The sequence below is a fragment of the Leptotrichia sp. oral taxon 417 genome (genome assembly GCF_013394865.1).
GTDB lineage: Bacteria > Fusobacteriota > Fusobacteriia > Fusobacteriales > Leptotrichiaceae > Leptotrichia > Leptotrichia wadei_A.
In genome coordinates, this window is the sequence record NZ_JABXYV010000001.1 from 250,176 (window position 1) to 274,618 (window position 24,443).

General features: G+C 33.0%; 24 protein-coding genes. All 24 read left to right on the plus strand.

The features are described 5' to 3' along the window. The first annotated feature begins 33 nt into the window (after window positions 1–33). The 24 genes from tsaE (at window position 34) to fmt (ending at window position 24,420) form a co-directional block, all read left to right on the plus strand. Window positions 34–486: a tRNA (adenosine(37)-N6)-threonylcarbamoyltransferase complex ATPase subunit type 1 TsaE gene (tsaE, locus tag HW276_RS01230; RefSeq protein ID WP_178937106.1), complete on the plus strand. Its 453-nt coding sequence runs from the start codon at window positions 34–36 to the stop codon at window positions 484–486. Window positions 487–607: 121 nt separating this feature from the next. Next, window positions 608–1,372 (plus strand): tRNA (adenosine(37)-N6)-threonylcarbamoyltransferase complex dimerization subunit type 1 TsaB, encoded by a 765-nt coding sequence (gene tsaB / locus HW276_RS01235; protein WP_178937107.1) that lies wholly within the window; start codon window positions 608–610, stop codon window positions 1,370–1,372. Beyond that, window positions 1,366–2,625 (plus strand): signal recognition particle-docking protein FtsY, encoded by a 1,260-nt coding sequence (gene ftsY / locus HW276_RS01240; RefSeq protein ID WP_178937108.1) that lies wholly within the window; start codon window positions 1,366–1,368, stop codon window positions 2,623–2,625. Before tsaB ends, ftsY begins: the two co-directional genes overlap by 7 nt. A 28-nt stretch (window positions 2,626–2,653) precedes the next feature. Next, entirely contained in the window at window positions 2,654–3,658 is a 1,005-nt protein-coding gene (gene pta / locus HW276_RS01245) for a phosphate acetyltransferase (RefSeq protein ID WP_178938497.1), read from the plus strand. Between the two features lie 146 nt (window positions 3,659–3,804). Then, on the plus strand, window positions 3,805–5,001 hold the full coding sequence (locus HW276_RS01250) for an acetate/propionate family kinase (protein ID WP_178937109.1): 1,197 nt from the start codon (window positions 3,805–3,807) through the stop codon (window positions 4,999–5,001). A gap of 200 nt (window positions 5,002–5,201) precedes the next feature. Beyond that, window positions 5,202–5,624 carry a flavodoxin gene (locus HW276_RS01255; protein WP_147002805.1) on the plus strand — a complete coding sequence of 141 codons (423 nt, stop codon included), beginning with the start codon at window positions 5,202–5,204 and terminating at the stop codon, window positions 5,622–5,624. Between the two features lie 66 nt (window positions 5,625–5,690). Next, on the plus strand, window positions 5,691–6,317 hold the full coding sequence (locus HW276_RS01260) for a DUF445 domain-containing protein (RefSeq protein ID WP_147002806.1): 627 nt from the start codon (window positions 5,691–5,693) through the stop codon (window positions 6,315–6,317). Between the two features lie 61 nt (window positions 6,318–6,378). Then, entirely contained in the window at window positions 6,379–7,389 is a 1,011-nt protein-coding gene (ruvB, locus tag HW276_RS01265) for a Holliday junction branch migration DNA helicase RuvB (RefSeq protein ID WP_178937110.1), read from the plus strand. 253 nt (window positions 7,390–7,642) lie between these two features. Then, window positions 7,643–8,356: a 16S rRNA (uracil(1498)-N(3))-methyltransferase gene (locus tag HW276_RS01270; protein ID WP_178937111.1), complete on the plus strand. Its 714-nt coding sequence runs from the start codon at window positions 7,643–7,645 to the stop codon at window positions 8,354–8,356. A gap of 306 nt (window positions 8,357–8,662) precedes the next feature. Beyond that, window positions 8,663–9,013, plus strand: coding sequence for a ribosome silencing factor (gene rsfS / locus HW276_RS01275; protein WP_178937112.1), 351 nt, complete (start codon window positions 8,663–8,665; stop codon window positions 9,011–9,013). 24 nt (window positions 9,014–9,037) lie between these two features. Then, on the plus strand, window positions 9,038–11,014 hold the full coding sequence (gene mrdA, locus HW276_RS01280; protein ID WP_178937113.1) for a penicillin-binding protein 2: 1,977 nt from the start codon (window positions 9,038–9,040) through the stop codon (window positions 11,012–11,014). Window positions 11,015–11,035: 21 nt separating this feature from the next. After that, complete coding sequence (locus tag HW276_RS01285) at window positions 11,036–12,907, plus strand: ribonuclease J (RefSeq protein WP_178937114.1); 1,872 nt, start codon at window positions 11,036–11,038, stop codon at window positions 12,905–12,907. A 1-nt stretch (window position 12,908) separates the two neighbouring features. Further along, window positions 12,909–13,244 carry a ribosome assembly RNA-binding protein YhbY gene (gene yhbY, locus HW276_RS01290; protein WP_178937115.1) on the plus strand — a complete coding sequence of 112 codons (336 nt, stop codon included), beginning with the start codon at window positions 12,909–12,911 and terminating at the stop codon, window positions 13,242–13,244. A gap of 23 nt (window positions 13,245–13,267) precedes the next feature. Further along, a complete protein-coding gene (locus HW276_RS01295) occupies window positions 13,268–13,729 on the plus strand; it encodes a divergent PAP2 family protein (protein ID WP_178937116.1) in 462 nt (153 codons plus the stop codon). Window positions 13,730–13,943: 214 nt separating this feature from the next. Then, window positions 13,944–14,603, plus strand: a complete 660-nt coding sequence (locus HW276_RS01300; protein ID WP_178937117.1) for an amino acid ABC transporter permease — start codon at window positions 13,944–13,946, stop codon at window positions 14,601–14,603. Continuing rightward, complete coding sequence (locus HW276_RS01305) at window positions 14,584–15,261, plus strand: amino acid ABC transporter permease (RefSeq protein WP_178937118.1); 678 nt, start codon at window positions 14,584–14,586, stop codon at window positions 15,259–15,261. The genes HW276_RS01300 and HW276_RS01305 overlap by 20 nt, the downstream gene beginning before the upstream one ends. Window positions 15,262–15,288: 27 nt before the next feature. Further along, on the plus strand, window positions 15,289–16,071 hold the full coding sequence (locus HW276_RS01310; protein ID WP_255460269.1) for an amino acid ABC transporter ATP-binding protein: 783 nt from the start codon (window positions 15,289–15,291) through the stop codon (window positions 16,069–16,071). Window positions 16,072–16,129: 58 nt separating this feature from the next. After that, window positions 16,130–17,395 (plus strand): dicarboxylate/amino acid:cation symporter, encoded by a 1,266-nt coding sequence (locus tag HW276_RS01315; RefSeq protein WP_178937119.1) that lies wholly within the window; start codon window positions 16,130–16,132, stop codon window positions 17,393–17,395. Window positions 17,396–17,427: 32 nt separating this feature from the next. After that, complete coding sequence (locus HW276_RS01320) at window positions 17,428–18,375, plus strand: RimK family alpha-L-glutamate ligase (RefSeq protein ID WP_178937120.1); 948 nt, start codon at window positions 17,428–17,430, stop codon at window positions 18,373–18,375. A 37-nt stretch (window positions 18,376–18,412) separates the two neighbouring features. Further along, the gene (locus HW276_RS01325) at window positions 18,413–19,261 is read left to right on the plus strand and encodes a cysteine ABC transporter substrate-binding protein (protein ID WP_018451000.1); all 849 of its coding nucleotides are present in this window, start codon (window positions 18,413–18,415) and stop codon (window positions 19,259–19,261) included. Window positions 19,262–19,808: 547 nt separating this feature from the next. Continuing rightward, complete coding sequence (gene recG / locus HW276_RS01330; protein ID WP_178937121.1) at window positions 19,809–21,878, plus strand: ATP-dependent DNA helicase RecG; 2,070 nt, start codon at window positions 19,809–19,811, stop codon at window positions 21,876–21,878. A gap of 26 nt (window positions 21,879–21,904) precedes the next feature. Then, window positions 21,905–22,789, plus strand: coding sequence for a DMT family transporter (locus HW276_RS01335; protein ID WP_178937122.1), 885 nt, complete (start codon window positions 21,905–21,907; stop codon window positions 22,787–22,789). 100 nt (window positions 22,790–22,889) lie between these two features. Beyond that, window positions 22,890–23,405 carry a peptide deformylase gene (gene def, locus HW276_RS01340; protein ID WP_146959583.1) on the plus strand — a complete coding sequence of 172 codons (516 nt, stop codon included), beginning with the start codon at window positions 22,890–22,892 and terminating at the stop codon, window positions 23,403–23,405. Between the two features lie 64 nt (window positions 23,406–23,469). Then, window positions 23,470–24,420 (plus strand): methionyl-tRNA formyltransferase, encoded by a 951-nt coding sequence (gene fmt, locus HW276_RS01345; RefSeq protein ID WP_178937123.1) that lies wholly within the window; start codon window positions 23,470–23,472, stop codon window positions 24,418–24,420. Window positions 24,421–24,443 lie beyond the last annotated feature (23 nt).

Consider the following 24,443-nt stretch of genomic DNA (forward strand, 5'->3'; position numbering starts at 1 on the left):
AACATAAAATAAAATTTAGAAATAGGAAAAATTATGAAAAGTGAAGTATTAACATTTGATAAGATAGATAAATTAGCAAAAAAATTAGCAGAAAAATTAAAAAACGGAGGCTGTTTAGGACTTATTGGAGATTTAGGAGCGGGAAAGACTACGTTTACTAAGAAAATTTGTGAATGTTACAATGTTACAGAGAATGTAAAAAGTCCGACATTTACTTATGTTATTGAGTACAGCTCTGGAGATGTGCCTGTATATCATTTTGATGTTTACAGAATTAATGATCCTGAGGAAATTTATGAGATTGGGTTTGAGGATTATATTGGAGAAGATGGAAGTGTTGTGATTATTGAATGGGCGGATAAGATTTTGGAGGAGATGCCTGAAGATGCGGTGTTTGTTGAGATAAATCACTATTCAGATGAAGCTCGAAAAGTCGCAGTTTATACAATTTTGGATGGAGAAAAAGTAGATTTTGGAATTGGATAATTTTTATAACAAAATTGTTTATACTAAAGAAAATTTTGAATTTTAAAAACAAAAAAATTATGTAACAAGGGATTAAGAACTCTTGTTAAAAAAATGAAAAAATAAAAAATGGAGAAAAAATATGTTGACATTTGCAATGACGACTACGACTAAGCTGGCTGGATTGTCGCTTTATGAAAAGGATAAACTTTTGGGGGAAATTCACGTGGTAATGGCGAAGACGCATTCTACTACGATTTTAGAGCAAATTGACAGCCTTTTGAAATGGACTGGGAAAAAGCTGGATGAAATTGAAAATGTGCTTGTTTCGATTGGGCCTGGTTCGTTTACAGGGGTTAGAATAGCAATTTCAGTTGTTAAGGGACTTTTTTTTGGAAGAAATGTGAATTTTTATGAAGTGAATGAATTGGATGCGCTTGGGTTTCAAGGATATTACAATTTGAAGGTAAATTTGGAAAATGATGAGGATGTGAAAATATATTCATTGATTGATTCTCGGAAGGAAAAAATTTATTGCGCAGCTTATGAAACTTTTAATAGAAAGGATGGAAGAAAGCTGGAGTTAGTGAAAAATTACGAGGTTACAAAGCTGGATAATGTAATTGAGGGAATAATTAAAAATAAGCAAGATAAAGAAAATAATAAAAAAATTTATTTGATTGGAGATGCGGTTTTTAATTATAAGACTAAAATATTGGATAAATTGGGAGATTTTGTAAAAATATTTGAGGATAAGAATTTGGCGATTAATACGATGACTTATGTGGAAATGTTTTTGGATAAAAATTTAAGAGATGATAATGTTATAAAAAAAACTGATATTTTTAATTTGAAGCCAGATTATTTGGAAAAATCACAGGCGGAAAGGGATAAAAAACAATGCTGAAAAATTTTTTTAAATTTGGAAAAAAGAAAAAAGGCGAGGAAGAGCAAAAGAGCAAACTGGAGAATCAGCTGGACAAGGAAATTCAGGAAAGTGAAAAAGAGATACAAAAAATAAAAAAAGAAACAGAAAATGAAATAAAAAAAGCAGCTGATGAAATCTTAAAAAAAGATAATAAAGTTAGCGGAAATTCTGAAGTCGAGAATCTTGAAAGTGGAAATGCTGAAAGTAAAGACTTTGAAGATAAGAGTAAAAAGAGTGTTGACAAGAAAACAAAAGAAAAGACTGAAAGTAAATTAGATGAAAGCGGTTTTGAGGAAAGTGAAAAGACTAAGAAAAAGCCTAAGTTAAAACCGTTAAAAGACAGGCTGGCAACACCTAAGAAGGGATTTTTTGGGAAATTGAAGGAAATGCTTCTGGGAAAAACGATAGATGACGATTTGTATGAAGAATTGGAGGAACTGCTGATTCAATCGGATATTGGGATGAATATGACAATGCAGCTTGTGGAAGAATTGGAAAAATCAGTTTCACGAAAAAAATTGAAAACATCAGAGCAAATTTATGAGGAATTAAAGGAATTGCTAAAGGCTAAACTTATTTATAATGATGAAAATAATACAAAATTGAAATTGCATGACGGAAAGCTGAACATTCTTTTGATTGTTGGTGTAAATGGAGTTGGAAAGACTACATCCATTGGGAAAATAGCGAAAAAACTGAAGGATAGCGGGAAAAAGGTTATTATCGGGGCTGGAGATACATTTAGAGCGGCTGCGATTGAGCAAGTTGAGGAATGGGGAAGACGGACTGGCGTGGAAGTTATAAAGCAGGCACATGGAAGCGATCCTGCCGCTGTAATTTTTGATACTGTAAAAACTGCTAAAAATCGTGGATTTGATGTGGCGATACTGGATACGGCTGGAAGACTTCACAATAAACGTGATTTGATGAAAGAGCTTGAAAAAATAAATAAAATCATTCGTGAGCAGTCTGGAGAAACAGACTTTGAAACTTTGCTTGTAATTGACAGCACGACTGGGCAAAATGGGCTGGAGCAAGCTAGAATATTCAATGAAATTGTAGATTTGACAGGAATTATTCTGACAAAATTTGATGGAACAGCAAAAGGTGGAATTATTTTCCCAATTACAGAAGAGCTGAAAAAGCCGATTAAATTTATAGGTGTTGGAGAAGGAATTGAGGATTTACGGGAATTTGATACAAAGGAATTTGTTGAAGCTATGTTTGATTAATAAAAAAACAGGAAAGGAAAATGAATTTATGAACACATTGACAGATGAATTGAAGGAAAAGGCTAAAAAATTAAACAAAACTATTATTTTACCTGAAACAGAAGATGAAAGAATTTTGCGGGCAACTGAGAAAATTATTAACGAAGGAATTGCAAAAATTGCTTTGGTTGGAAATGAAAAGGAAATAAAGGAAAGAGCGGCTAAAATTGGTGTTTCGCTGGAGAGTGCGATATTTTACAATCCTGACTCTTGTGCGACAATTGATGCTATGTCGGAACTTTTGAAAAAAAGAAGAGAAAAAAAGGGAATGACATTTGAAACTGCAAAAGCGATACTTATGTCAGATCCAAGATATTTTGCGGCAATGCTTGTACATCAAGGCAGAGTTGATGGAATGGTGGCAGGTTCATCTTCTCCAACAGCACACGTTTTAAGAGCGGCAATTCATGTAATTGGACCAAGACAAGGACTAAAGACAGTATCAAGTTCTTTTGTTATGATAACAAATACGCCTGAATTTGGAGATAATGGAACATTTGTATATTCAGATGGTGGAGTAATCCCTGATCCTACAGCAATGCAGCTAGCCGATATTGCAATTTCTGCAGCTGAAAAAGCTAGATTTACTGCTGGAATAAAGGAACCTAAAGTGGCATTTTTATCATTTTCCACAAAGGGAAGTGCAGATGGAGTGTCTGTAAGCAAAGTTAGGGAAGCAATTGAAATCTTGAAAGTTAGAAACGTTGATTTCGACTTTGATGGGGAATTACAATTGGATGCGGCAATTGTGCCAGAAGTGGCTGCTGCAAAAGCTCCCAACTCAAAAGTGGCAGGACAGGCGAATGTATTAATTTTCCCTGATTTGGATTCAGGAAATATTGGTTATAAATTAACACAAAGATTGGCAAAGGCAAAGGCATTGGGACCATTGATTCAAGGGTTGGCAAGACCAGTTCACGATTTGTCGAGAGGATGCAGCGTAGAAGATATTGTGGAAGTTGTGGCAATTACGGCTGTGGAATCTGAAATGTAATTTTTTTGACAAAAAATGATTAAAATTGAATTTATATGATATAGGTTGTTAATAGTTAAGCAATAATAGTAATTATAGCAGCAAGGAGGTCAATCCTCCTTGTCAAAAAATAGTAGAAAAATAAATACATAAATTTGGAGGATAAAATGAAAATTTTAGTAATAAATTGTGGAAGTTCATCTGCAAAATTTGAACTTATTGATATGACTAATGAACAGTCGCTAGCTAAGGGAAATTGTGAGAGGATAGGAATTGCAAATCCAATTTTCAGTTATAAAAATTTAATAACTGGAGAAAAAATTAGTGAATTGGAAACTCCTATGGAAAATCATACAGTTGCGGTAGAATTAATATTAAAGACGCTTCAAGATGAGAAAATTGGAGTAATAGCAAGCACAGATGAAATTGATGCGATAGGGCATAGAATTGTCCACGGTGGAGAATATTATGAAAAATCTGTACTTGTCGATGATGAAGTTATAAAAAATCTTGAAGAAATCGCACCGCTTGCACCACTGCATAATCCAGCCCATATAATGGGAATAAAAGTTATTCAAAAATTGCTTCCTGGAAAGAAAAATGTAGTTGTATTTGATACTGCATTCCATCAAACAATGCCGGCAAAGGCATATATGTATCCTTATCCTTATGAAGACTATACAGAATTAAAAGTTAGAAAGTATGGTTTCCACGGGACTTCTCATAGATATGTAAGTGGAGTGGCACAAGAAATGCTAGGTAAAAAAGATTCTAAAATTATAGTTTGCCATCTTGGAAATGGAGCGAGTATTTCAGCGGTTCAAAATGGTAAAGTTGTAGACACGTCAATGGGAATGACACCGCTTGCAGGAGTTATGATGGGAACTAGAACTGGGGATGTAGACCCTGCCTCTGTTATTTATGTTATGAGAAAAAGAGGATTATCTTTGGATGAAATGAATAACAGAATGAATAAGAAATCTGGAATTTTAGGAATGATTGGAACTAGTTCGGATTTCCGTGATTTAGATGCGGCTAAAAAGGCTGGAGATGAAAAGGCTATTTTAGCTTATGACATGTTCTGCTACAGAATACAGTTTTATATTGGAGCTTATGTTGCGGCAATGAACGGTGTTGATGCTATTGCCTTTACTGGTGGAATAGGAGAAAATTCTGTTGGAGCTAAAAAACAAATTTGTGAAGGGCTTTCATTTTTTGGAGTCGAGCTGGATGAAGAAAAAAATGCAAAAAGATTACCAGGAAATGTAGAATTGTCTACAGAAAATTCAAAAGTTAAAATTTACAAGATTGAAACAGCTGAAGAACTTGTAATTGCAAGAGATACTTATGAATTAACAAAATAAATGCTGCATTAATAAAATTTTTGTAAAGTTATAATTTTCAATAAATTGCGAGATAAGAGATTAGAACTGTTCGACAGCTATACAAACTTAGAATTTAATGAAATAGATATACTGAAGCAAGGAGTCTTACCTTTTTGTATAGAAAAAAATCGAACATTTCTGCTGTAAAAATTGAATAAGTAAAGAGAAAAGAGGGAAATATGTCAACATTAAATATAATTTATTATACAGGCACTGGAAATACTGAAGAAATGGCAAAATATATTGGTGAAGGTGCAGAAAGTGCTGGATCTAATGTAAAACTTATAAATGTGGAAGAGGCTGATGAGAATGCAATAGATGCTGACTTTATTGCATTTGGATCGCCTGCAGTTGGAGCAGAGGAAATTGCACCGGAAATGGTGGAATTTTTTGAAGGAATAAAGGATAAAATCATTGGTAAAACAGTTGGGCTATTTGGTTCTTATGATTGGGGACAAGGTGGCTGGATGGAAACTTGGCGTGAGGAAATTATAAATGAAGGGCTTTCTGTCGTGAATGACGGGCTTATTATTCATTTGGCTGTTGATGATGATGAAAAAATTGAAAAATGCAAGGAATATGGAAAAACAATAGTTGGTTAAATAACAAGGGTTAAAAATTCCCTTGATACTGATAGATTAGTTATCTATTAAAAAATGGAGGAAAAATTGGAAAATTTGTTAATCCAGCTTGCCATAATGGTTTTTGTTGGAATACTTATAGGATGGTTTACAAATTATTTGGCTATAAAATTGTTATTTAGGCCCTATAAGGAAGTAAACTTCCTATTTTTCAAAATACAGGGATTAATTCCCAAAAATAGAGATAAGATTTCAGAAAATATAGCGGAAACGATAGAAAAGGAGCTTATTTCAGTAAAATATATTACTGAAAAGTTAAAAGATAGCGATGTTATAAATGATGAAGTTTTGGATAAACTATTGGACAAAATTATAGGAGAAAAGCTGAAAAAAAGCATATTAGAAAAAAATCCGCTATTAAAAATGTTTTTAAATGATTCAGTAATTGAAAAAATAAAAGCGTATTTTAAAAAGGCAATTTTAGAAAATAAAGAGGAAATAGTGGAGGAAATTTTAAAAATTGCAGAAGACAAAATTGACTTTAAGGAAATCATGCTTGAAAAAATGAAAAATTTCTCGTTAGAAGAAATGGAAAAAATAATTTTGTCTGTGTCTAAGAATGAATTAAAGCATATTGAAATTATTGGTGGAGTATTGGGAGGAATAATCGCATTATTTCAGTTTTTTATAATGCTATTATTAAAACAGATATAAAATAATATTTTAAATAAAAACAATTAGACTAGAGGATTTAAAGAATTATTGAGGAGAAAAAATGAATGAAGAAAGAATATTGGAACCTAAGGAATTGGGAGAGGACAATATTCAGAAAAGTTTACGGCCAAGGACTTTTAAGGAATATATTGGCCAGCAGGATTTGAAAGAGAAGATGAATATATTTATAAAAGCTGCTAAAATAAGGAATGAGTCGCTGGATCATATTTTGCTTTATGGGCCTCCAGGGCTAGGGAAAACTACGCTTGCGGGAGTTATTGCTACGGAAATGGGAGTGAATCTGAAGGTGACAACTGGGCCTGTGCTGGAAAAGGCAGGAGATTTGGCGGCTATTTTGACGTCTTTGGAGGAAAATGATATTTTATTTATTGATGAAATTCATAGATTGAATACATCTGTGGAGGAAATTTTGTATCCTGCGATGGAAGACGGAGAACTGGATATTCTTATTGGGAAAGGGCCGTCTGCTAGAAGTATACGTGTGGAATTGCCGCAATTTACGTTGATTGGGGCAACTACAAGGGCAGGGCAGTTGAGTACGCCGCTTAGGGATAGATTTGGAGTTACTCATAGGATGGAATATTATAAGCTGGAAGAATTGAAGGAAATTATACGAAGAGGGGCGAATATTCTTGATATTTCCTATGATGAGGATGGAATTACGGAAATTGCCAAAAGAAGTCGAGGGACGCCTAGAATTGCGAACAGGCTATTGAAAAGGGCGAGAGATTTTGCACTTGTGGAAGGTTCGGGAGTTCTGGAAAAGGAAAGCGTGGATGGAATCCTGAAATTGTTAGGAGTGGATGAAAATGGCCTGGATGAGCTTGACAGGAATATTTTGCTGTCGATTATAAATGTTTATAATGGAGGACCTGTTGGAATCGAAACTTTGTCGCTTTTGCTCGGGGAGGACAGACGGACAATTGAAGAGGTTTATGAGCCATATCTTGTAAAAATTGGGTTTATAAAAAGAACTCCACGTGGAAGAGTTGTGACAGAATTAGGATATAACCATTTAGGAATTGAAAAAATATTTAGTGAAAAAAAATAAAAATTTAAAGATAACAATTGACACTAAACTCCAATTAAAAAGCCAAATTATACTAGATCTGTTCGATAACAAAAAAAATTTATAATTTAATAAAATAAATATACTGAAGCAAGGGATCTTGACATCTTGTAAAAATAAAAAAACTTAGGTTATTGAATATATCTATTGGATTTTGAACTTTTTCAAAGAATTTATAGTAAATTTGTTATTTAAGTGGAAAATGATATTAAGTAAAAAATGAGGTGAAAAGTTGTTGTTGACAGTAATAGCGGAAAAAGAAAATATTGATGAAAATAATGGAAAAATTTTGATAAAAGACAGATCAGACTGTAATCATGTTCAAAATGTGTATCGTTTAAATATAGGTGATGAATTGCGGGTAATTGACGGGGAATATGAATATTTTACAAAAATTGCTGAAATTTCAAAAAAGGAAATAGCTGTAAAAATATTGGAAAAAAAAGAAGACAGTTATTCTTTGAGTATAAATATTGATATTGCGATGGGAATTTTGAAAAATGATAAAATGAATTTGGCAATACAGAAATTGACGGAAATTGGTGTAAATAGGATAATTCCTTTAAAAACTGAGCGAGTTGTTGTAAAAATTAATGAAAAAAAGGAAAAATGGGATGTCGTTGCAAGGGAAACGCTGAAACAATGCAGAGGAGTGAAATTTACTGAAATTACATCTGTAAAGAGACTTTCGGAAATTGATTATCAAAAATATGATAAAATAATTTTTGCCTATGAAAATAGTGGTGAATCAAAATCTTTATCAGAAATAATAAAAAAAGAAGATAAGAATATTTTGTATATAATTGGGCCTGAAGGTGGAATTACAGCGGATGAAGTTGATTTTCTAAAAAATAATAAGGCAATAGAAATTAGTTTGGGAAAAAGGATTTTGCGGGCAGAAACTGCGGCAATTGTTGTCTGTGGCATTATTGCTAATTTTTATATATAGCTTTTTATTTTACTAAAATTAAGAAATAAATTGAAAATTAGCTGAATATATAATATAATATACAATAGCAGTAATAAATAATTTATACAAGGATTTTTGTGCAATTATTAAATATTTTAAGTTAATTATTAATAATTTTTTTTATTTGATGCCCATTTTCTTTTTGACTAAATTTTGATTAATACTTGTTTTAGTCAAATCAGTTATTATAGTTAAACTTAAATTGTATTGATTTTTTTAAATAAAAAATTAAAGCAGAAATAATTTGATAAATAAAAAAATATAAAAAGAAAGGAAGTTCAGGGAATGAGTGAATTGAATAACAATTATGAAAAGGAAGTTCAGGAAATAATTGATATTATGGAGGATAAGAAGGCACAGGATATAAAAGTGTATGATATGAGAGGAAAATCGCCATTTTTTGATTATTCAATATTGTGTACTGGGAGTTCTTCTAGAAATATTGAAGCGATAGCGACTGATATAAAGAAAAGCCTTGAAAATGTGAAAAATGTGGAAGGGCTTGAGGAGGCTAACTGGGTTCTTATTGATGCCGGAGATATAGTTATAAGCGTGTTTAGTAAAGATGCTAGAGATTACTACAGACTGGATGATTTTTATAATGGCGTGAATGAAGGAAACGAGGAAACAGAATAGATAACAGTTATAAAGAGGAAAATTATGAGAGAATTAGATAAAGAAGAGAAAAATGTACGATTTATTGCCTTTCTTATTCTTGTCGGAGCTGTTTTTCTAATATTAATTGCACGTCTGTTTACATTGCAGATATTAGAGGCTTCACAATATGCAGAACAGGCATTGCAAAATAGAATTAGAACAAATATAATAAAAGCTACACGTGGAGAAATTTACGACAGGGAAGGTAAATTGCTTGCTAAAAATACAACAGGATATCAGCTGGTTCATATGCATACATATACGTTAGATCCAAATGACTTGAAACTTTTAAAGGAAGTTAAGGGAATGACGCCAGAACAGATGGATGCTAGGCTTGCTAACGAACGTAAGGCTGTGGCAAAACGGATTAAGGAAACAATGGGCGATATAAATACTATAAGCCAGCTTACAGGATATCAGGTTGACTATCTTATAGATAGATTTTATAAGCAGCAAAGAATGGGAACTGATAAAAAGATACTTGTTATTGAAGATTTAGACAAGCAGGTGGCATTAAGGGCAATTGAAAAAATTAATAATGACAGAATCGACATTGTGGAGTATAATAAGAGATTTTATCCTGAAGATGCGCTTGCATCGCATGTTATTGGATACGTAAAGCCTATTAGTGAAAAGGAATTCAAGGATCTGGAAAAGGATGGATATAGAAATAGTGACCTGATTGGTAAAAAAGGTGTTGAACGTTCTTACGACAAGGAAATGAAAGGTCAAGACGGTAGGGAAAATGTTGAAGTTGATGCTAAAGGAAATGTTATAAGGCAAGTGGAGGCAACAGAAAGTGTTGCAGGAAAAAATGTCTACTTGTCAATTGACATGGAATTGCAAAAATATATGACAGATGCATTTTCAGGTAAAAGCGGGGCTTTTATTGCAATGGAAGCTAAAACTGGAAAAATAATTACATTTGTAAGTAATCCTGAAATCAGCTTGAATTTATTAAGTTCGAGAATATCCGATAATCAATGGACTGAACTGGTAAATTCAAAGGCAAAGCCGCTTGTTAATAAGGGAATTGCTGGACTTTATCCACCAGGATCGACTTTTAAAGCGGTAACGGGAATGGGAATACTGGAATCTGGAATTTCTCCTTATGCTACTGTAAATTCAACTGGACAGTACAGATACGGGAAGTTAATATTTAGGGATTCGCATAAATCTGGACACGGAATTACCAATTTTGCAAAATCCATAGAGCAATCAGTAAATACATATTATTATGTATTTTCACAAAAAGCTGGAATTAACAATATTGTAAAATATGCAAAGGAATTTGGAATTGGATCTAAGACGGGAATTGACATTCCTGGAGAATTGACAGGAACATTGCCTAGTCCTGAATGGAAGAAGAAAAGATTTAAGAAGAAACAGGATCAGAGATGGCTGCCTGGAGATTTGATAAATATGTCAATTGGACAAGGATATGTTTTGGCAACTCCAATTCAAATTGCCTCAGTTTATCAAACTATAGCTAATAATGGTGTAAAATTAAGACCTACGGTTGTTGACAGATTTGTGACATATTCAGGAAAAGTTGAAAATAATAAGCCTGTAGTAATAAAAAAATTGAAGGTAAGTCCAAAGAATTTGAAACTGTTACAAAATGCCTTGAGATTGCCGGTAAGTGGTCCAGGTGGAACAGCTAAAGTTTTATATATACCAAATTATCCAGTTTCAGCAAAGACAGGGACTGCACAAAATTCAGGATTTGGAGATAACCACTCGTGGATTGCGGGATATTTTCCATCTGATAATCCTCAGATTGTTTTTGTGTCAGTTGTAGAAGGTGGAGGATATGGAGGAGTAGCTTCAGGATCTATGGCACAGAAATTTATATACAAATATAGAGATAAATACGTCTTGAAAAAGCAGGATGCTGAGAAGAAGAAACAGGAAGAAGAAAAGAAAAAGCAAGATGAAAAAAATAAGAATTTAAAAAATAATAGCAATGTAAAAAATTAAAATGAAGGAGGTGTTTGCTAAATGTCAGAAAAGGAAAAAGGCGAGTTCGGTAATCAAATCTTAAAAAGAAATTTTTCCAAGAAGGAAGATATTAATAAAATAAAATCTGGAATGAAAAGATTTAGAAGGAAAAGTACGAATCGAAGACATTTAGATGAAAAAAATGAAATACGTTATATTCCAAGAGTAAATGATAGGAATAGACATATAGACAGAAAAGTGGATGGAAAAGAAGAAAAAATGTATGTAATCCCACTTGGAGGTCTTGAAGAAGTTGGAAAAAATATGACAGCTTTTCAATATAAGGATGAAATTATTGTGGTGGATGCAGGGCTGAGTTTTCCAGAAGACGAGCATCTGGGGATAGATGTTATAATTCCTGATTTTTCATATCTGGAATCAAACCGTCATAAAATAAAGGGGCTTTTATTGACACACGGACATGAAGACCATATAGGAGCAATCCCTTATTTTTACCAAAAGTTAGGAACAGAAAATATACCAATGTACGGTGGAAGATTGACGCTTGCGCTTGCAAGGGCAAAATTTGAAAAAAAAGATGCAAAATTACCAAAGGAAAAGGTTATTAGCGGAAGAACTATTTTAAAAGTTTCAAAATATTTTACAGTTGAGTTTGTAAGTGTAACTCACAGTATTGCAGACTGTTATGCAATTTGCATTAAGACTCCTGCGGCAACTATTTTACATTCTGGGGACTTTAAAGTTGATTTGACTCCTGTTGACGGGGAAGGATTTGACTTTGGAAGATTGGCTCAGCTGGGAGAAGAAGGCGTGGATCTTTTGCTTTCAGATAGTACAAATGCGCAAATACCAGGATTTACGCCATCTGAAAGAACAGTTGGAGAAAGTTTGAAGGATGAATTTGCAAAGGCTAAGGGAAGAATAATTTTGGCAGCTTTTGCTTCGCACGTTCACAGATTGCAGCAAATTGTAAATATTGCGACAAAACATGGAAGAAAAATTGCAATTGATGGAAGAAGCATGGTAAAAATCTTTGAAATATGTTCAAATCTTGGATATTTGAAAATACCGAGAGATACAATGATAGATATTGACAAAGTTGAAACCTATCCAGCGAATAAGGTGCTTATATTATGTACTGGAACACAGGGAGAACCGCTTGCAGCGCTTTCCAGAATTGCAAATGGGACACACAAGCATATTTCATTAAGAGAAGGAGATACAGTTGTAATTTCTGCAACACCTATTCCTGGAAACGAAAAGGCTGCTACCAAAAATATAAATCAGCTTATGAAACGGGATGCAAATGTTGTTTTTGAAAAAGGAATCGGAATACATGTATCAGGACATGGCTGCCAGGAAGAACAAAAATTGATGATAAATCTTGTGAAACCTAAATATTTTCTGCCTGTGCATGGGGAATATGCAATGATTAAAAAACATAAGGAATTGGCAATGGCAGTTGGAATACCTGAAAAAAATGTTATTTTGACAGAAAATGGAGAAAAATTGGAATTGTCTAAAAATAGTTTCAGATCTGTTGGAAGAGTGCCGAGCGGGGCTACATTTATTGATGGATTTGGAATTGGCGATGTTGGAAATGCTGTACTGAAGGATAGACAAAATCTGGCAGATGATGGAATTGTAATTATTACAATTTCTCAATATAGAAACGGAAAATTTAATAGGCAAGTAGAGCTTGTAACACGTGGATTTGTGTATAATAAGGATGCAGAAAGTTTACTTTCTGAAACAAAGAAACTTGTTAGAACAGAACTTGCTAATATGGAAAATGAAGGAATAAAGGAAATTGGGAAAATTAAACAAAAAATAAGAGCAAAAGTTGGAGAATTCCTTAATAAGGAAACAGATAGAGAGCCTATAATTTTACCAATTATAATGGAGGTTTAGAATGATACAGCTTTCAAGTAAGGAGAGAGCTTTTTTAAGAAAATTGGCACACAATCTAGATCCAATCGTTAGAGTTGGGAAGGATGGAATTGATGAGAATGTAATAAATTCCATTGCAGAAGTTGTGAAAAAAAGAGAATTGATAAAAGTAAAAATATTGCAAAATTCATCAGTTAAATTTGACAGGGAAATGGGAGATGAAATCGCTAGAGGTACAAAATCAATATTTGTTGATAAAATAGGAAATATATTGATTTTTTTCAAGCCTAAACATAAAAAGGATGCAAAGATTACTCCTGAATTTGACAAGTTTAGAAAAAGTAAATCTAAAAAATAGGAAAAAATAGAGAGGAAAAATAAATGAGTGGAGGAATACTGTTTGGAAATAGATTACTTGATGTTGCGGTAGTTTCATGTTTTTCGGCACAGTTTTACAAAGTTTTTTTCCCTTTATTCAAGGGTCAAAGGCCTCAATGGGCAAGGCTTATCCAAACTGGCGGAATGCCAAGTTCCCATGCTTCGACAGTAGTTTCCCTTGTAACAGGCGTATCTTTACTAAAGGGATTCAGGTCAGTTGAATTTGCGATTGCGATGGTTTTTGCTGGAATTGTGCTTTATGATGCGACAGGAGTAAGACAGCAGGCAGGGAAGCATGCAAAAGCCTTAAATAGACTGATAGATGCTATTGAGCATAATGACGGGATAGAAATTATTAACGAAAAATTCAAAGAACTTTTAGGACATACTCCAATAGAAGTATTTTGGGGAAGTGTTTTAGGAATTGCTGTTGGACTTTTATTTAAAGGATATATATTGGGATAAAATAAAATATTTTTAATTAGGAAATCACAGTTGTTAATTTAGCTGTGATTTTTTTATTATTGACTGAAATAGAAAGGAGTGAAAATATTTTATATGTATATACAAAAATAATTCTTTACAAATAAATTTTTTTATAGTATAATGTTTCCACATACAAATATAAAAGTTAAAAAAGTAAAATATACAATAAAATTTTTAGAAAGGAAAAACAAAAATGGACTTTAATTTTATAGTAGAAAATATTCCTAAATATTTAGAAGCAATGAAATTGACTGTGATTATAGGAATTTTTGGAATTATATTTTCAATATTGATTGGGATAGTTTGTGCATTGGTGCTTTATTATAGAGTTCCAGCTGCTAGGCAGATTGTGGGAATTTATATTGAGCTTTCGAGAAATACGCCGCTTGTAATACAGTTATTCTTTCTGTATTTTGGGCTTCCAAAAATTGGAATTACGTTTAATTCGCATATTTGTGCTGTGATTGGATTGTCTTTCCTAGGCGGAAGTTACATGTGCGAGGCGTTTCGGAGCGGATTGGAGTCGGTTACAAAAGGGCAACGGGAATCTGGGTTAAGCATTGGGCTTACAGAATCACAGCTTATAACTAATGTAATATTGCCACAGGCATTTACGGTTTCGTTTCCAGCGATAGCGGCAAATATAATATTTCTTTTGAAAGAAACTTCAGTAATAGGGATTTTGGCTTTAATGGAACTGATGTATCTGACACGGGATTTGATAGGGCTTTATTATAAAACGAATGAAAGTCTGTTTATGCTTGTTGCAGCATATTTGATTATTATTTTACCAGTTTCGTTTGTTTTAACAGTAATTGAAAGGAGAATAAGATATGCAACTGTCGGGAATTGATGTTATTTTTAAAGGAGTCAATTTGCAAAGGCTTATGGGTGGGCTTATTGTAACAGGACAAATTGCTCTTGTTTCCATAGTATTTTCAATATTGCTTGGATTAATTCTAGGAATAGTTATGACTTCAAAAAATAAGATTATTTATGGAATATTGAAGTTTTATCTGGAAAGTATGAGAATCATTCCCTTGCTTGTGTGGCTGTTCATAATTTATTTTGGAGTTGCAAAAGGCTTTGATTTGCATATTGACTCAGAAACTACGACAATAATAGTGTTTGTGATATGGGGAACGGCTGAAATGATGGATATTGTGAGGGGAGCTATTATTTCTCTTCCAAAAATTCAAGGAGAAAGTGCAAAGGCTTTGGGGCTTGATACAAGTCAGGTTTATAGATATGTGCTGCTTCCACAGGCTGTAAGAAGAATTGCACCTGCAGCGGTAAACCTTATAACAAGAATGATTAAGACAACTTCACTTGCGATTTTTATAGAAGTTGCAGAAGTTCTAAAAATAGGACGGCAAATTATAGAATTTTCAAGCAGGAAAAATCCAATGGCACCATTTTGGGTGTATCTGTTCATATTTTTTCTATATTTCATAATTTGTTATCCAATTACATTATTATCAAAGAAAATGGAGAAAAAATGGGCTGTTTAAAAAATAAAGGAAATGGAGGTAAGCAAAATGGCAGATTCGGAAGTTTTATTGGAGCTTTCTGATATAAAAAAAGAATATAAAAAAGGCGTACCCGCACTAAAAGGAGTTTCACTTTCAGTAAATAAAAGCGAGGTTGTAGTAATACTGGGTCCTTCTGGATGTGGGAAAAGTACACTTTTAAGATGTGTAAACGGACTTGAAGAAATTCAGTCTGGAGAAATAAAATTGCAAGGAAATGTTATTAATAAGGACAAGACAAAATGGCACTTAATACGCCAGAGAATAGGAATGGTGTTTCAAAGTTACGAATTATTTGATCACATGACAGTTATGCAAAATCTTCTGTTAGGACCACTTAAAGTACAGAAAAGGGATAAAAAGGAAGTTACAGAGCAAGCAGAAAAATTGCTGGAAAGAGTAGGGCTTCTGGATAAAAAGAACTCATATCCAAGAGAACTATCAGGAGGACAAAAACAAAGAATAGCAATTATAAGATCACTATGTATGAATCCGGAAATAATGCTGTTTGATGAAGTTACAGCGGCACTTGATCCTGAAATGGTAAGGGAAGTGCTGGATGTAATGCTGGAACTGGCAAAGGAAGGAATGACAATGATAATCGTTACTCATGAAATGGAATTTGCTAAAGCGGTTGCAGATAGAATAATATTTATGGACTCTGGAGAAATCGTTGAAACAAATTATCCGCTGGAATTTTTTAGAAGTCCAAAAACTGAAAGGGCTAAGAAATTCTTAAATATATTTAATTTTGAAAAGAAAGATAAGGTGGAATCGGCTTTGATGATATAAATAAAAAATTTAGTAAAACAATTTAGTGAATGCTAATTGTTGAAGGGAGAATGAAAGTATGAAAAAATTATTAGGATTTAGAAAATTGAATTTATTGGCACAGATATTGATTGGTGCGTTATTAGGTATTTTGGTTGGGCAGTTGTTTCCGTCATTTGCTAAAGAGTTAAAGATACTGGGAGTGCTGTTTACAAGTTTAGTTCAGATGGTTATTGTACCGCTTGTATTCCCGCTGGTTGTTTTATCAATAGTTACAATGAAAAATACTAAAAAGTTTGGAAATCTTGCATTTAAGACATTTTTACACTTTTTCTCAATTACAACGTTAGTAATCACGCTTAGCCTTATTTTAGGGAAAGTAACAGGAATTGGTGCAAATATAAAAGCTGGAAGCATTTCCACAGAAGCTATTAAAGATGTTGCCTCTAACATTAATTTGAGCGATTTTTTAACATCAGTTGTACCTAAAAATGTATTTACAGCATTTGCAGATGGAAATCTTTTACCAGTTATATTTTTTGCAGTATTTCTGGGAATAGCCTTAATTGCTGTTGGAGATGACAATAAACCTGTTATAACATTCTTTGAATCTTGGATAAAGGCTATGTATAAGATTGTAGATTATGCTATTGCATTTGCACCTGTAGGAGTGTTTGGGCTGATTGCAAGCAATGTGGCAAAAACTGGACTTGGAGATTTGTATTTGTTAGGACAGTTTGTACTGCTTCTTTATGTTGGATACTTGGCAGCTCTATTAATCGTATTTCCAATTATTGCATATATATTCAAAGTTCCTTATTTAAAATTATTATCAAATATTAAGGATTTGGTACTAATAGCCTTTACAACAGGAGGTTCTGCAGTAGTTTTGCCGACACTTCTTGAACGTAGTGAAGAAAATGGAATATCTGAATCAGTTTCAGCTTTTGCAACACCGCTCGGATATTCATTCAACCTTATTGGAGCCTGCATTTATATAAGTTTATCAGTAACATTTATAACAAATTTGTACTCAACTCCGCTTACATGGGGTCAATTAATACCGTTAATATTGTTTTTGACAATAATTACAAAGGGAATTGCAGCAGTTCCATCTGGAGCATTGGTTGTACTGCTTGCGACTGCGGCGCAGCTTAATCTACCTGCAGAAGGTATTGCCCTGATTGTATCAGTTGACTTTTTGGCAAATGCTGGACGTACAGCGGTAAATGTAGTTGGAAACACACTTATTCCTGCGATTATTGAAAAAACTGGAGAATATGAAGTTGTGGAAACAGAGGAAGTGTATGCTGGACTTCAAGAAAATGCAGCTGTAGCTGAATAAACTTTAAAAATAAAAATAGAAAGGATGAAAAAATGTCAAAAGTATACATAATTCACGAAAATATGGATTGGACAAGACATCTGACTGCGAGGCTGGATGAATTGTCAGTTCCTTATGAAGAACTGGATTTGTCAGAAGGAATGTTAAATATAGGAAAAGAGCCTGAAAAAGGCGTGTATTATAACAGAATGAGCGCTTCTTCACATACAAGAGGGCATAGATATGCACCAGAATTAACGGAGCAAGTCTTAACATGGCTGGAAAACAAAGGAAAAGAAGCAGTCCGTGTAGTTAATGGAACATCTGCAATAAATCTTGAAGTGAGTAAATTGAAACAATACATCTTACTGCAAAAGGCAGGGATAAATACTCCAAAAACATTGGGAGCTGTGGGAAAAGAGCAAATCTTAAATGCTGCAAAGGAACTTGACACATATCCTTTTATCATAAAGCACAACAGAGCTGGAAAAGGACTGGGAGTAAGGCTTATAAGAAGTTATGAAGAACTTGAAAATTACGTAAATGGAAATGATTTTGAAGATTCTGTCGATGGAATAAGCTTGATTCAGGAATATGTGAAGCCTGTGGATGGGCATATCATAAGAGCTGAATTTATAGGTGGAAAATATCTTTATGCCGTAAAAGTTGACTCAAGCGATGGATTTGAACTATGTCCAGCAGATTCGTGCCAGATAAATGATAAATTCTGTCCTGTAGGAGAAGAAGCGGCAGAAAAAACAAAATTTAGAATTATTGAAAGATTGCCAGAAAATCAAATTGAAAAATATGAGAAATTTTTAAAAGAAAACCACATAGATGTGGCGGCAATTGAGTTTATCATAAATGAAAACAATGAAGTTTTTGTTTATGACATAAATACAAATACCAATTACAATGCCGATGCTGAAAAAATAGCTGGGAAATATGCTATGTTGGAACTAGCTAAATATTTAAAAGATGAATTGGAAAAATTAGGATAAGAAATAACAAAAATATTAAATAAATTTGGAGGTAATTATGAAAAAGAATTTTGAAAGGTTTGTAAAAATTATTGCAATCTTAGTTTTAGGAGTATTTGCAATAAGCTGTGGAAAAGGTGGAAAGGGAAGTGCTGAGCCAGGATCAATTGAGGCAATAAAAAAAGCAGGAAAAATTAGAATAGGAGTATTTGGAGATAAGCCGCCATTTGGATTTGTTGATGAAAATGGGAAAAATCAAGGTTATGATATTTATTTGGCAAAAAGACTTGCTAAAGATTTATTAGGCGACGAAAATAAAATAGAATTTATCACATTAGAAGCCGCAAACAGAGTGGAATATTTATTATCAAATAAAGTTGACATTATTCTAGCAAACTTTACAGTAACAGACGAAAGAAAACAAAAAGTTGATTTTGCAAAGCCTTATATGAAAGTGTCGCTAGGAATTGTTTCACCAGAAGGTGCTCCAATAAAAGATGTTAAAGAGCTGAAAGGTAAAAAATTAATAGTTAACAAAGGAACAACAGCAGAAATTTACTTTACTAAAAATTATCCAGATATAGAATTGTTGAAGTATGACCAAAATACAGAAACATTTAACGCATTATTAGATAAAAGAGGAGCTGCACTTGCACACGATAATACTCTAGTATTCGCATGGGCAACAGAAAATCCAGGATTTGTTGTGGATATTAAACAGTTAGGGGAACAGGACTACATTGCTCCAGCTGTAAGAAAAGGGAACAAAGGACTGTTAGACTGGCTAAATACTGAAATAGATGCTCTTACTAAGGAAGGATTCTTTGAAAAAGCGTATAAAGCAACTCTTGAGCCTGTTTATGGGAATAAAGTTGATCCTAAAACAGTGATTATTGAAAATAAATAGACAGATAGATCATAATTTATGAAGATAAAAATTAAACTGCTTCAGAATATTGAGGCAGTTTTGTTTTTATTTTTACTAAATTATAAATAATTATTTGTTTGAATGTGAACTACTCACGACTAAAAGTCAAGAGCTTCATAAGACAACTGAAAAAGTAAGTTATCTTCTAAGAAGTTTGATTTTAAAATCCTTATTCTTTTTGGCTAGTCCACAATAGCCGCTACTAGATAAGACATTATGTCTACACTGCTACTTTTTATTTGTATATTATATTTTAAACCTAAATATATTATACTCTAAAATTAGTAATATTGCAAATTTTAAAGCAACATTTTCAATGTTGGTGTATTCATCTCATGGCTAAAGCCACGAGTGTTCTAACGCACTTAATAAAATATAAGATTAGTTATAAAAAGTATTATTCTATTTTTATTTTTTATAAAATATAGAAAATTTAAACAAATTATGGTATTATTATAGTAAAATCAATTTGATTTATACATACAGATTTAATTTGAAAAGTAATATAAATAAGGCGGAAATGACTATGAAAACATATAACTTGCTTTATGAAAATTTGGAAAATGTAAAAATAAAAGGTGTTACAAAAACAAATATTCCAAAATTTAAAAAATTGGGAGTCTCTACACTTTATGATCTGCTTTATTTTTTTCCAAGAGCTTATGAAAATAGAAATAATCATAAGAAAATCGGTGATATTTTGGCAGATGAATTTGTGATTTTGCAGGGAACAGTTGTAAATGTGGTTAATCAGTATATAAAATCTGGAAGGACTATGTTTCGGGCTGTTTTGAGTGATGATAGCGGAATGATTGAGCTTGTGTGGTTTAATAACAGGTTTGTGAAAAATGGAATTCATATTGGGGATGAGATTACGGTTTATGGAAAAGTGAGAAAAACTATGAAATTTCAGCTTGTAAATCCTGAATATAAAAAAATCAAGCAGGCTAGTTTTGATATGCAGGAACAAAAGCAGATATTGCCAATTTATCCGTCTACAGAATCACTTAGACAGCAGGCAATCAGAAAAGCTATGGAAAATGCACTTATGGATTATGGATATTTGCTGCAGGAAAATTTGCCAAAGGAGTTTTTACAGAAGGAAAAATTGCTTGGAAGAAAAGAAGCGGTTTTGAATATTCATTTTCCAGAAAATGAGGAAAAGCAGAGCAAGGCACGGAAAAGATTTATGCTTGAGGAAATTTTGCTTCTGGAAATGGGAATTTTGCAAAATCGTTTCAGTGTTGACAAGGCAAATAAAAATATTTATAGACTTGAAGATAATAAAAGTCTTGTAAGCAAATTTATAAAAAGTTTGGATTATAAATTGACAAGAGCGCAAAAACGTGTGATTAAGGAGATTTATTCTGAATTAAAGGCTGGAAAGATTGTAAATAGGCTGATTCAGGGCGATGTTGGCTCTGGAAAGACGATTGTTTCATTTATAATGCTTCTTTATATGGTTGAAAACAATTATCAAGGTGTAATTATGGCGCCTACAGAAATTCTTGCAATGCAGCATTATCTGGGAATTGTAGATGAATTTATGAATCTTGATGTACGAGTGGAGCTTTTGACTGGAAGCGTGAAGGGAAAGAAGAAGGAAAAACTACTGAATGAGATAAAGGAAGGACTTGTAGATATTGTAATTGGAACACATTCTTTAATTGAAGATAACGTAATTTTCAAAAATTTGGGACTAATTGTAATTGATGAGCAGCACAGGTTTGGGGTTACACAGCGAAAACTTTTGCGTGATAAGGGAAATCTTGCCAATTTAATTGTTATGAGTGCCACTCCAATTCCACGTTCACTTGCACTTACAATTTATGGAGATTTGGATGTGTCAATCATTGACGAGCTGCCTGCTGGAAGAAGTCCGATTAAGACAAAGTGGATACAAAATGAAATTGACAGGCAAAAAATGTATAATTTTATGGAAAAGAAAATGAAGGATGGACGGCAAGTTTATATAGTGTCGCCGTTAATTGAAGAAAGTGAAACTTTGAATGTAAAATCGGCACAGGAAACTTATGAGGAATATATTTCAATTTTTCCAAATAGAAAAATTGGGCTTATGCACGGACGGCAAAGCTACAAGGAAAAGCAGAAGGTTATGGAACAGTTTAAAAATCACGAACTTGACATTCTAGTTTCCACAACAGTAATCGAAGTTGGAGTAAATGTGCCAAATGCTTCGATTATGGTAATTCGTGATGCTCAAAGATTTGGACTTTCCTCGCTTCATCAGCTGCGTGGAAGAGTTGGACGTGGAAAATACCAGTCCTACTGCTTTTTGGAATCTGAAACAACGAATGAAATTTCGGCAAAAAGGCTGAAAGTTATGGAAGAAACGACAGATGGATTCAAAATTGCTGAAGAAGATTTGAAATTACGTAATTCTGGGGAAATTTTAGGAACAAGGCAAAGTGGAGTGTCTGATATGCTTTTTACGGATATTGTAAAAAATATGAAGGAAATTAAACTTGTGCATGATTTTGTGGTGGAATATTTGAAAAAAAATGATGGGAAAATAGAAAATGAATTTTTGAAAATGGATATTTATAAAAAGTTTTTCAATAATTCAGAAGATTAATTTGAAATGTAGTAAGGAGAAATTTTGTGAAACAGTATTTGGCAGATTTTGGGCTGCTTTTTGTGGGGATATTTTGGGGGCTTGGATTTGTATTTGTAAAAATTGGGTTAAATACTGGAATTGATCCGTTTTATTTATCGGCGATTAGATTTCTTGTGGGAGGGCTTATTCTTTATGGGATTTTCTTTAGAAAAATTGGAAAATTTACAAAACATGATATTTTTGCTGGATTGATAGTTGGAATTTTTCAGTTTTTTGGATATGCCTTTCAAACTTATGGGGCAATGCTTACAACTGCCAGTAAAAATGCTTTTTTTACTTCGATTAATGTTATAATTGTGCCTTATATTTTTTGGATGCTGCATAAAAAGCGTCCCGATGTTTTTGCATTTCTGGCTTCAGTTATTTGTGTGCTAGGAGTTGCTGTAATTAGTTTTGACAGGAAGATGAATCTTGCAAACCTTAATTTTGGTGATATTTTGACAATTATAAGTGCGGTGTTTTTTGCGGGTCAGATTGCAACGAATGGATATTTTAGTAAAAAAGTTGAGCCTTTAAAATTGGTCGTTATGCAGATGTTTGTGGCGGGAATATTATTTGTAGCAAACTTTTTTATTTTTTCAAATGCGGGTAAAGTTGAAAAGCCTGCTGGAATGATGCTAGTTTCAATAATTTATTTGACAATTTTTTCAACGGCGATACCGACAGTGCTGCAGACATTTTGCCAAAAATATACGACTTCTACGAGGGCTTCAATTTTGATGTCGACAGAATCGCTATTTGCTCCACTTTTTGCATTTTTTATATTAAGTGAGAGATTGTCGCTTAGAGTGGCAGTTGGGGCTGGGCTGGTACTTTTTGCGGTGCTTGTGTCGGAGACTAAATTGGGATTTAAGAAAATTGAAAAATGAAAAATAAAAAATTAATTGATGTTTTGTATTAAAATTTATCAAATAATATGATAAAATAAAATGTATAATAATGAGTTTAATAAGGAGAGAAAAAATAAAAATGAAAATAGTTTTATACGGACACCCAACTTTACGAGAAAAAGCGGAAAAAGTTGATGAAGTTGATGATAATGTAAGAGAAACTCTGGATGAAATGGTTGCTCTTATGAGAAAGGCTAATGGAGTGGGACTTGCAGCAAATCAAGTAGATATTGCTAAAAGATTTTTTGTGCTTGAGCATGACGGAATTTTGAAAAAAGTTGTTAATCCCGAAATACTGGAATTTTCTGAGGAAATTGCAGATATGGAGGAAGGATGCTTGAGTATTCCTGGGGTTTATAAAAGGGTTAATCGTCCTGCAAAAATCAAAGTGAAATATTTGAATGAAAATGGAGAAGAAGTTGTTGAAGAATTGGAAGAAATGTGGGCTAGGGCATTTCAGCATGAATTTGACCATATTGAAGGGATTTTGTTTACAGACAGGCTTTCAATTTTGAATAAAAGGCTTGTTGCTAAAAAGCTGGATGTTTTGAAGAAGGATTTTGCTAAGGGTAGAATTTACAGGGACTTGGATTAGAATATTATTTTTATTTAAATAAAATAAATGGATTTTGAAAAAGTCAGGAAAGCGGGGAAATTAAATGAAAACAATATTTATGGGAACACCTGAATTTGCAATACCAAGTTTGGAAGTTGTATTTAAAAATACTGATTTACAGCTTATTTTTACAAAAGAGGACAAAAGAAATGCTAGAGGAAATAAAATAATATTTTCTCCTGTAAAGCAGTTTGGAATTGATAATAATGTGGAAATTATTCAGCCTAGAAAAATGAAGGATGAAGAAGTTATTAATAAAATTAAGGAAATAAATCCTGATTTGATTGTGGTTGTGGCTTATGGAAAAATTTTACCAAAAGAAATTATTGATATTCCCAAATATGGGATAATAAATGTTCATTCTTCACTTTTGCCAAAATATCGGGGAGCTTCGCCTATTCATTCTGCTATTTTAAATGGAGATGCCGAAACTGGCGTGAGCATAATGTATATTGAAGAAGGGCTTGACTCTGGAGATGTGATTTTGAGGGAATATTGTGAAATTACAGAAGATGACACTCTTGGAACTTTGCACGATAAATTGAAGGAATTGGGAGCAGATGGGCTTACTAAGGCTTTGAAATTGATTGAAAATGGGGAAGTTCAGGCAGAAAAGCAGGATGACAGCAAGGCTACTTTAGTGAAGCCGATTACGAAGGAGCAGGCAAAAATCAACTGGAATAGCACAAAAGAAGTTATTTACAATCAAATTCGTGGGTTAAATCCGTTTCCAGCGGCATATACTTTTAATGAAAAAGGTGAAAATATAAAAATTTACAAAAGTGAAAAAATTGATAAAAAGTATGAGGATGAAAATGGGAACGAAATGGAAAATGGGACAGTTGTTGAGATTATTAATAAAAAAGGGCCTGTTGTGAAAGTTGCAAATGGTGGGCTATTGATTTTGGAGGCAAAATTTGAAGGGAAAAAACTTCAAAGGGGAGCCGATATTATTAATGGACGTAAAATGTCAGCTGGAGAAAAGTTATTATAGTGTCTAGCTTAAAATGCGGGTAG

What these genes read in the sequence shown, in the direction of transcription:
- tsaE (WP_178937106.1), top strand. Translation starts at nt 34, where the DNA reads ATGAAAAGTGAAGTATTAACATTTGATAAGATAGATAAATTAGCAAAA.
- rsfS (WP_178937112.1), top strand. Translation starts at nt 8,663, where the DNA reads ATGAGTGAATTGAATAACAATTATGAAAAGGAAGTTCAGGAAATAATT.
- fmt (WP_178937123.1), top strand. Translation starts at nt 23,470, where the DNA reads ATGAAAACAATATTTATGGGAACACCTGAATTTGCAATACCAAGTTTG.
- HW276_RS01295 (WP_178937116.1), top strand. Translation starts at nt 13,268, where the DNA reads ATGAGTGGAGGAATACTGTTTGGAAATAGATTACTTGATGTTGCGGTA.
- pta (WP_178938497.1), top strand. Translation starts at nt 2,654, where the DNA reads ATGAACACATTGACAGATGAATTGAAGGAAAAGGCTAAAAAATTAAAC.
- tsaB (WP_178937107.1), top strand. Translation starts at nt 608, where the DNA reads ATGTTGACATTTGCAATGACGACTACGACTAAGCTGGCTGGATTGTCG.
- HW276_RS01250 (WP_178937109.1), top strand. Translation starts at nt 3,805, where the DNA reads ATGAAAATTTTAGTAATAAATTGTGGAAGTTCATCTGCAAAATTTGAA.
- HW276_RS01325 (WP_018451000.1), top strand. Translation starts at nt 18,413, where the DNA reads ATGAAAAAGAATTTTGAAAGGTTTGTAAAAATTATTGCAATCTTAGTT.
- HW276_RS01305 (WP_178937118.1), top strand. Translation starts at nt 14,584, where the DNA reads ATGCAACTGTCGGGAATTGATGTTATTTTTAAAGGAGTCAATTTGCAA.
- def (WP_146959583.1), top strand. Translation starts at nt 22,890, where the DNA reads ATGAAAATAGTTTTATACGGACACCCAACTTTACGAGAAAAAGCGGAA.
- HW276_RS01285 (WP_178937114.1), top strand. Translation starts at nt 11,036, where the DNA reads ATGTCAGAAAAGGAAAAAGGCGAGTTCGGTAATCAAATCTTAAAAAGA.
- yhbY (WP_178937115.1), top strand. Translation starts at nt 12,909, where the DNA reads ATGATACAGCTTTCAAGTAAGGAGAGAGCTTTTTTAAGAAAATTGGCA.
- ruvB (WP_178937110.1), top strand. Translation starts at nt 6,379, where the DNA reads ATGAATGAAGAAAGAATATTGGAACCTAAGGAATTGGGAGAGGACAAT.
- HW276_RS01320 (WP_178937120.1), top strand. Translation starts at nt 17,428, where the DNA reads ATGTCAAAAGTATACATAATTCACGAAAATATGGATTGGACAAGACAT.
- HW276_RS01255 (WP_147002805.1), top strand. Translation starts at nt 5,202, where the DNA reads ATGTCAACATTAAATATAATTTATTATACAGGCACTGGAAATACTGAA.
- recG (WP_178937121.1), top strand. Translation starts at nt 19,809, where the DNA reads ATGAAAACATATAACTTGCTTTATGAAAATTTGGAAAATGTAAAAATA.
- HW276_RS01315 (WP_178937119.1), top strand. Translation starts at nt 16,130, where the DNA reads ATGAAAAAATTATTAGGATTTAGAAAATTGAATTTATTGGCACAGATA.
- HW276_RS01310 (WP_255460269.1), top strand. Translation starts at nt 15,289, where the DNA reads ATGGCAGATTCGGAAGTTTTATTGGAGCTTTCTGATATAAAAAAAGAA.
- mrdA (WP_178937113.1), top strand. Translation starts at nt 9,038, where the DNA reads ATGAGAGAATTAGATAAAGAAGAGAAAAATGTACGATTTATTGCCTTT.
- HW276_RS01300 (WP_178937117.1), top strand. Translation starts at nt 13,944, where the DNA reads ATGGACTTTAATTTTATAGTAGAAAATATTCCTAAATATTTAGAAGCA.
- ftsY (WP_178937108.1), top strand. Translation starts at nt 1,366, where the DNA reads ATGCTGAAAAATTTTTTTAAATTTGGAAAAAAGAAAAAAGGCGAGGAA.